This is a genomic window from Nostoc sp. DedQUE09, from assembly GCF_034530915.1.
GTDB lineage: Bacteria > Cyanobacteriota > Cyanobacteriia > Cyanobacteriales > Nostocaceae > Nostoc.
This window is the reverse complement of the sequence record NZ_JAVRCE010000126.1, coordinates 1-7,668: the sequence shown is the minus strand read 5'-3', so window position 1 is coordinate 7,668 and position 7,668 is coordinate 1. Positions and strand designations below refer to the sequence as shown.

7 protein-coding genes and 1 tRNA gene are annotated in these 7,668 nt (G+C 43.5%); 6 read left to right on the top strand and 2 right to left on the bottom strand.

The genetic code is table 11. The features are described 5' to 3' along the window. Positions 1 to 53 precede the first annotated feature (53 nt). From RMY27_RS35265 to RMY27_RS35255, 3 genes are all read left to right on the top strand, one after another. Positions 54 to 575 (top strand): hypothetical protein, encoded by a 522-nt coding sequence (locus tag RMY27_RS35265; RefSeq protein ID WP_322669436.1) that lies wholly within the window; start codon positions 54 to 56, stop codon positions 573 to 575. A 200-nt stretch (positions 576 to 775) separates the two neighbouring features. Then, positions 776 to 1,519 (top strand): alpha/beta hydrolase, encoded by a 744-nt coding sequence (locus RMY27_RS35260; protein ID WP_322669435.1) that lies wholly within the window; start codon positions 776 to 778, stop codon positions 1,517 to 1,519. Positions 1,520 to 1,632: 113 nt separating this feature from the next. Next, a complete protein-coding gene (locus RMY27_RS35255; RefSeq protein WP_322669434.1) occupies positions 1,633 to 1,827 on the top strand; it encodes a DUF433 domain-containing protein in 195 nt (64 codons plus the stop codon). A gap of 66 nt (positions 1,828 to 1,893) precedes the next feature. Here the strand turns inward: RMY27_RS35255 and RMY27_RS35250 are convergent. Beyond that, positions 1,894 to 1,966: transfer RNA gene (locus RMY27_RS35250), tRNA-Val, on the bottom strand. Positions 1,967 to 2,079: 113 nt separating this feature from the next. Between RMY27_RS35250 and RMY27_RS35245 the strand changes: the two genes are divergently transcribed. Both RMY27_RS35245 and mazG read left to right on the top strand, forming a co-directional pair. Then, positions 2,080 to 2,700 carry a metal-binding protein gene (locus RMY27_RS35245; RefSeq protein WP_322669433.1) on the top strand — a complete coding sequence of 207 codons (621 nt, stop codon included), beginning with the start codon at positions 2,080 to 2,082 and terminating at the stop codon, positions 2,698 to 2,700. A gap of 3 nt (positions 2,701 to 2,703) precedes the next feature. Next, positions 2,704 to 3,531, top strand: a complete 828-nt coding sequence (gene mazG, locus RMY27_RS35240) for a nucleoside triphosphate pyrophosphohydrolase (RefSeq protein ID WP_322669432.1) — start codon at positions 2,704 to 2,706, stop codon at positions 3,529 to 3,531. A 162-nt stretch (positions 3,532 to 3,693) separates the two neighbouring features. Here mazG and RMY27_RS35235 read toward each other — a convergent pair whose 3' ends face one another. After that, positions 3,694 to 4,902, bottom strand: coding sequence for a transporter substrate-binding domain-containing protein (locus RMY27_RS35235; protein WP_322669431.1), 1,209 nt, complete (start codon positions 4,900 to 4,902; stop codon positions 3,694 to 3,696). Between the two features lie 333 nt (positions 4,903 to 5,235). On the opposite strand from RMY27_RS35235, the gene RMY27_RS35230 reads away from it, so the two are divergent. Beyond that, on the top strand, positions 5,236 to 7,530 hold the full coding sequence (locus tag RMY27_RS35230) for an ATP-binding protein (protein WP_322669430.1): 2,295 nt from the start codon (positions 5,236 to 5,238) through the stop codon (positions 7,528 to 7,530). Positions 7,531 to 7,668 lie beyond the last annotated feature (138 nt).

Here is a 7,668-nt window from a genome sequence, read left to right as displayed (position 1 = left end):
CTTATGACTTTATTCTTGAAGCTCTTTTCTATGCAGCTTCAATGTAAATTGATATGACACCATCAGAAACTCTCAGAACGATTTTAATAGATTACATCCCTTTAGCAACTGCAATTTCAACCGAAAAAGCAAGGTCAGAGTTTTTAATTGCACCAATTCTCGCAGAGGTCAGACGATTATTAAATAATAAAATATCACTATTCTCTGGAAATGAATTTAATGTTGATGCAACTCAAGGCTTGCAAGGTTTTTGCGATTACATCATCAGCAATTCGCAGGAGCAATTATTTATTTCTGCTCCGGTAATGTTTATTTTTGAAGCGAAAAAAGAGGATATTATCGGCGGTTTGGGTCAATGTGTAGCAGCAATGATTGCAGCGCAATTATTCAATCAAAATCAAGGCAATGAAGTAGGGCGAATTTATGGCTCGGTTACTAGTGGAACTAACTGGAAGTTTTTATTTTTAGAAGGGAAAACTGTTTATATAGATTCGACTGAGTACTATATTAAAGAAGTTGATAAAATTTTGGGTATTTTATTGCAACCTTTTCAGCCTGTTTTAACTGCTATTTGAATATACACCAGAATTCAGAATACAGAATTCAGGAGTAAAATACGCTTTATATCTGGGTAACAGACTTAGCTTGTGTATCTCACAACTTGAAATCTGCTGTATAGCAGGTGCTGATTTAACTTACTTGGTCAAGGTTTAAAATTTGCTAAGAAATAAGAGAAGTTAAAAAATTCGTCTACCATTACCACTATTCAATTGATATGAGTCTATTTTGTCTAGTTCACGGTGCTTTCCAAGCCACTTGGTGTTGGGATTTGCTAATTCCCTACTTAGAAGCACAGGGCCACAAAACTGTAGCAATGGATTTGCCAATTGAAAATGCATCTGCTACTTTGTCCCAATTTGCAGATACAGTAATTCAAGCGCTGCCAAAAACCGATGATGATATTGTCTTAGTAGGTCACTCAATGGCTGGTACTATAATTCCCCTGGTCGCAGAAGCGGTAAAAGTGCGTCAACTAGTGTTTGTGGCTGCGCTACTCCCCCATCCCGGAATTAGTACACTCGATCAATTTTCTCATCGTCTTGATTCTGATACACTCAAATCATTTAATTATCAAGCAAAAGAGCCAAGTAAACTCCAACAGTTCCACGATGAACCTGATATGTTTGAACCAGCTTCCGTAGGCAAAGATTATTCAGACGAAGCAGTATTAAGGGAGTTTTTCTTTCATGATTGTCAACCGGATGTAGCACAGTGGGCAATCTCAAAAAGTCGTTCGCAACAATCTATGGCATATATCTTTGAAACCAATCCTCTAAAAGCTTTGCCGCATATTGAGCGTAAATATATTGTTTGTACTAATGACCGAATATTGTCTCCTACATGGTCACGCTACGCTGCACGCAAGCGTTTAGGAGTCGATGCCATTGAATTACCTTCTGGGCATTGCCCACATCTGTCTCGTCCTGAACTTCTCGCCTCAATATTAACTAGTGATTAATTGTTTGAGCAATTTAAAATCTTTTGCCCAAGTGGCATATCTGAATGGTGCATTGGCGCAGCCCGCTATAGGCATCGCTCATAATAGATGAAGCCCGATAAAGGTAAACTGGTATGGATTGGAGAACTTATATTCATTCAGACCCGAAAATTCTCCTTAGAAAGCCTATCGTCAAAGGAACGCGGCTATCTGTGGAATTCATATTGGGGTTGTTTGCCGAAGGTTGGACAGAACAGCAAGTTACAGAAAGCTATCCAATCAGCCCTCTTGCAATCCAAGCTGTGTTTGCATTTGCGCCGGGTAATTAGGGAATACCATAAACTCAAAAAGGCTAGAAACCGCATTTAAGCTGTCTCTAGCCTTAATTTACTTAATGGGCAGTACCAGACTCGAACTGATGACATCCTGCTTGTAAGGCAGGCGCTCTACCAACTGAGCTAACCGCCCGTTTGACTAATCCTTAATTAATATAGCAAAACATTTCGCATTGCGCTAGTGGTTTCAAGAAAATCTTTTTTTCTCTTATACTGACTCAGTATTCAGTTAACTCAGGATGTAGGATGCCCTCTGGTCGGACGCACGATCGCATTACTATGTATGCTCTGCCGTTCGTGGCGGGCGTTACTTTCTGGCAAACTCGCAGTAGTAATGCGACTTTGTTAGTTGCAGGCGGGTTTCTCTTTGGTGGGCTGATGTTTGGCCCTGATTTGGATATTTACTCTGTGCAATTCCAACGCTGGGGTTTCTTGCGCTGGATTTGGCTACCTTATCAAAAAAGTCTCCGGCATCGTTCTTTTTTATCCCACGGGCCGATTATTGGCACGATTCTACGGGTAATTTATCTGGGGTGTTTGCTGGCTATTGTGGCAATTCTCGTTTTGGCGATCGCTCAAAGGTTATGGAATCTGAGTTTTAGTTGGCAAGATTTGGGACAAACTGTGGGGCGATCGCTCGTGCAATACGATACTGAATATATCGCCTTGTTTTTGGGGTTGGAACTCGGTGCAATGAGTCATTCTCTCAGTGATTGGGGGGGTTCGGCTTATAAGCGCGTGCGAAAACAGGGGGTTCGGGGGTTGCTTCCTAGTGGCAAAATTAAGAGGCGGAAAGTTACAAATCGCGGTAATCGTCGAGCTACAGTTACCAGAAAGAGCAACGGTAGAACGACAAAGGACAAATGACAAATGACAAGTGACAAAGTTGAGAGTTTGGCGGCGTTGCAAGAGTTGATTGAGGTGGTGGCGAAGTTGCGATCGCCTGATGGTGGTTGTCCTTGGGATTTGGCTCAAACTCCTGAAACGCTGACGCCTTTTGTGATTGAGGAAGCTTATGAGGTGGTGGATGCAATTAAGAGTGGAGATAAGGATGCGATCGCTGAGGAGTTAGGCGATTTATTATTACAGGTGGTATTACAAGCCCAAATCGCTAGCGAATCTGGGCAATTTTCTCTCAAAGAAATCACTCAGGGGATTTCTCAAAAGTTGATTCGCCGTCATCCTCATGTGTTTGGTGATGTGTCGGTGGCCAGTGTGGATGAGGTGCGGCAAAATTGGGAACAAATCAAAGCTGCGGAAAAGGGCGAAGCATCTCCAGACGCACAAAAATTTAGTGCTAAACTCGCTCGTTATGGACGTACTCTTCCCCCACTGACGGCGGCGATGAAGATTTCTCAAAAGGCTGCGGCGATCGGGTTTGAATGGGAAAATATCCAGGGCGTCTGGGATAAGTTTCATGAGGAGTTGGGAGAGTTCCAGCAAGCTTTAGCTGAGGAAACACCTGAACGACAAGAAGCAGAATTAGGCGATTTACTATTTGCAGTAATTCAGCTAGCGCGTTGGCATAATCTTGACCCCAGCACCGCTTTGCAAGGCACTAATCAACGGTTTGTCCAGCGATTAGAAAAAATGGAGGCGGTTGTTGACCGTCCCCTTTCTGATTACAGTTTGAATGAGTTAGAAACTCTCTGGCAACAAGCAAAAGCCCAACTTGCTCAAGAAAGGAGTGGGGAGTAGAGAATTGGGCAGAGGGGCAGAGGGGCAGAGGGGCAGAGGGGCAGAGGGGCAGAGGGGCAGAGGGGAAAGACTTACTGCAACTACTCCCCTGCTCCCCTGCTCCCCTGCTCCCCTGCTCCCCTGCCCCCCTGCTCCCCTGCTCTCCACTCCCTGCTCCTTTCTTCAAGATTTTTCAGCATCGAACCACTTATCATATAACGATTGATAAGTGCCATTTTCTTTGAGATTCAGCAAAGCCTGATTAATTTGCTTGCGGTAGGGACTGTTGTTAGGCAGAATGATGCCGTAGCTTTCTTCACGTAAGATACTGCCAACAATCTGTGCTTTTCCTTTGCCTTCATTGGCAACATAAAAAAGGAGTACAGGTGCATCAAACACCACGGCATCAGCTTTTTTTGTTTGCAGAGCATTGTAAGCTTGCTCAATCTTAGGAACTTCTAAAACTGAAATCTTATGTTCTCGCAGATATGTGGCTGCTGTACTACCCGCAGTTGTGGCTACTACCTTGCCGGGTAAATCGTCTATGCTCCTGATATCGCCCTGAAGCTGTTGTACTGTCAATGATGTAGTAGCGCTGGCTGTAAAGTAGGCGGCAAAAAGTACTCCGATGAACATCCAAACAATACCTACTAGGCGTCCCAATACCCCCTTGGGCATTTCATCAGCTTGGGTTGCTAATGTGGCAGCTGACCACCAACAGGCTTTAAAAATGCCAGGAAAGTATGATTTGGGAATCATCCCATCTTTATGATTGCGCTCAGATAACCAAATAATGTGGGCTGCTACGACAATTAGCACTAAGGCAACGCCTATTACTTGCAAGAGGCTAGTAGAGAAAAATAATTGCCAAATATTTGGGAAGGCGCTGTCGTTGGTTTCTGCGTTTCGTACCATTATTTGCAGCCCCCCAGCAAAAATGGGTAATGAGAAATCAAAATTCTGCTGGCGTTCAGCTGTAATCGAGATAGCTGAAATTCCCAAGTTGGCTTTGCGGTCCTTAATGGCAGAAAGCAGTTCCGGCACAGTGGAATATTCTATAAATTTAGACTCTACACCTATTTGCTTGGCGATGCTGCGCCAGAGGTCGATACTGAATCCCGATAGTTCACCTTTGTTTGGTACTACAAAGGGCGGTATAACTCGTGTAGCTACTAATAATGGTTGTTGGAGTTTTGGGGATTGCTGGGGTTCCGGTTTTTGGGTCAGTCCTGGGGATGTCATTAACAACAATGCCAGAATTCCACCTACTAATCCTATGCAGGTATACAGTGCTAAGGAACGTCTGGTTTTGTTTTTATGGTCATATCTGCCAATCGGGCTTTTTCTCGCAGCCATAAGTTGGCGAAATCTAGTAGCGATCGCATTTATCATCAGAATTCTCTTAGTGTTGTGTGCATAATCTATTTATCATGCCCACCCCATACCAATTAAGTTATAAAAACATTTGCTGAAATCTACCTATTATGTTTCTTGCTGTACAACACTGTAGATAGATTCCTTGATGAACTCTTTATTTTACAATGGGAATTAGAGGTTGAGGAAGTATTTTGTGTCTAATTCACTTTACAGAACTCGCGTCGTCAAGACAAACCTCTATCTTTTGAGCAATAGGTTTAAGATCAGTTTTTAGCGTACATTTGGGTTTACATTTAGCCTGATGTTTTGTCTGGCGTGTGGTTCTTACGTCTTAGCAAAGTGAGCAACATGAATGTAGACGATTTTAGTCAACAAGTAGAGATATTGCGCTCACGGGTAACGGGATTAGTGCAAAAGACTGCAAGTGAGCCATACTCTGAGCAAGAGCTAACATTAGAAGCTTTTGAGGAACTTCAAATTACTTTAGAAGAACTAAAAGTCGCCTCCGAAGAACTACAAGCAACACGAATCGTAGTAGAGAAGGAGCGTCAGCGCTACCAAGAATTATTTGATTTTGCGCCTGATGGTTATTTGGTAACTGATACATTCGGCACTATCCTGGAAGCTAACCGTGCTGCTAGCAAACACCTCAATATTTCACAGCGATTTTTGATTGGCAAACCGCTGCTTACTTTCATCGCCCAGTCAGATCATCAAGCTTTTTTTAATTACCTAACTCAGTTGCAGCAGATCGACCGAGGCGGGGAATGGGAAGTGTGTTTGCAACCACGAGAAAAAATCTGTTTTGATGTCGCTTTGACAGTAGTTACCGTCCGTAACGAAAAAGGTAAGCCAGTTGCTCTGCGCTGGCTAATGCGTGACATTAGCCAGCGTAAGCATTTAGAGTTGCAGCGCCAGCAGTTATTTGACAATGAGCAAGCCGCCCGAATCGCAGCCCAAGCCGCAGAGAAGCGCTCTAATTTTTTGGCTGAAGCAAGTAGGGTGTTAGCATCTTCCTTGGATTATCGCACTACCCTAACCAGCGTCGCGCAATTAGCAGTGCCTACCCTCGCTGATTGGTGTATTGTGGATGTCGTCGAAAATAATTTGCCAGTCTTCACTAACCCAGTCATCATTGCATCTGAACCAGCCAAAGAAGCGCTGATACGAGAACTTCAACAACGCTATCCAATTCCTGTTGATGCTGACTATGGCCCACCGAAAGTTTTACGGACTGGTAAGCCGGAACTGGTGACAAACATTCTTGAGTCTTCATTACAGAAAAAGTCCTCGAACGAGGAACACTTCAGTCTGCTGCGCCAACTCCAAATCAACTCTCAGATGGTAGTACCACTGTTACTACGCGAACGTAAGCTGGGGACAATTCTATTTGCGTCTGCGCAACCAGGACGCCATTACACTACTGTAGACTTAGAAATGGCTGAAGAACTTGCTCAACGAGCAGCATTCGCCATTGACAATGCCCAACTTTATCGGCAAGCCCAAGAAGCTAACCGCATCAAGGAAGAATTTTTAGCGATCGTTTCCCACGAACTTCGTACACCTCTCAATTCTATGCTGGGTTGGGTTCAACTAATACGTACTCGCAAATGGAATGAAGCAACTACCTATAAGGCATTGGAGACAATCGAGCGGAATGCCCAACTTCAAAGAAAACTGATTGAAGATATCCTAGATATCTCACGGATTGTACAAGGGCAAATTCGCCTAAATATCCGTAAAGTTGACCTTCTGCCTGTAATTCAGGCGGCAATTGAAGCTGTATATCCCACATCTGAAATTAAGAATATTAAAATTGAATCTAATCTTGACTCGTCAGTTGGTCAAGTTATGGGTGATGCAGAACGCCTGCAACAAGTTATATGGAATTTGCTCTCTAATGCCGTCAAGTTCACACCTAACGGAGGGCGAGTTGAAGTACATCTGGAACAGGTAAACTCAAATGCTCAGATAACTGTCTCTGACACAGGTAAGGGAATTAGTACTGACTTTCTACCTTATATCTTTGAGCGCTTCCGTCAAGCTGATAGCACAACTACTAGAGCAGACAATGGTTTAGGTCTGGGGCTAGCAATTGTACACCATTTAGTAGAAATGCACTCAGGCACAGTCTACGCATTTAGCGAAGGGGAAGGAAAAGGAGCAAAATTTACAGTGTCCTTACCTTTAATAGAACCGCAACCAGAGGAGTTAATTAAAAAGAGTAAAGTAAAAGTCGGAAACCTCTCAATACTCAACGGCTTGCAAATACTTGTTGTAGATGACAATGCCGATACGCGGGAGTTAATTGCCTTCATTCTTGAACAGTCTGGAGGGCAAGTGACAGCAGTTAGCTCAGTAAGTGAAGCTCTGGAAGCACTAGAACGATTAAAACCACATGTTATGGTCAGTGATATCGGAATGCCAGATGAGGATGGTTATTCCCTGATTCGGAAACTGCGGGCGCAGGAAACAGAGCAAGGGGAGAAGATTCTAGCTGTAGCACTAACAGCATTTGCTAGAGAAGAAGAACACAAGCTAGCTCTGCAAGCTGGGTTCCAAGTTCATTTATCCAAGCCAGTTGAGCCAGAAGAGTTGGTGAAAGTGGTAGCGAACCTTACCAAAGGTAGCAAACAAGTTTAACGCACAATTAAGCTTTTGGTAACAAATGCGATCGCCAAATCAACAAATGCGAACTCCAAATCAACAAATGCGAACTCCAAATCAACAAATGCGATCGCCAAATCAACAAATGCGATCGCCAAATCAACAAATGCGAAC

Excerpts from the sequence above, each read along its gene's own strand:
- RMY27_RS35265 (WP_322669436.1), top strand. The coding sequence starts at position 54 with ATGACACCATCAGAAACTCTCAGAACGATTTTAATAGATTACATCCCT.
- RMY27_RS35260 (WP_322669435.1), top strand. The coding sequence starts at position 776 with ATGAGTCTATTTTGTCTAGTTCACGGTGCTTTCCAAGCCACTTGGTGT.
- RMY27_RS35255 (WP_322669434.1), top strand. The coding sequence starts at position 1,633 with ATGGATTGGAGAACTTATATTCATTCAGACCCGAAAATTCTCCTTAGA.
- RMY27_RS35245 (WP_322669433.1), top strand. The coding sequence starts at position 2,080 with ATGCCCTCTGGTCGGACGCACGATCGCATTACTATGTATGCTCTGCCG.
- mazG (WP_322669432.1), top strand. The coding sequence starts at position 2,704 with ATGACAAGTGACAAAGTTGAGAGTTTGGCGGCGTTGCAAGAGTTGATT.
- RMY27_RS35235 (WP_322669431.1), bottom strand. The coding sequence starts at position 4,902 with ATGATAAATGCGATCGCTACTAGATTTCGCCAACTTATGGCTGCGAGA.
- RMY27_RS35230 (WP_322669430.1), top strand. The coding sequence starts at position 5,236 with ATGAATGTAGACGATTTTAGTCAACAAGTAGAGATATTGCGCTCACGG.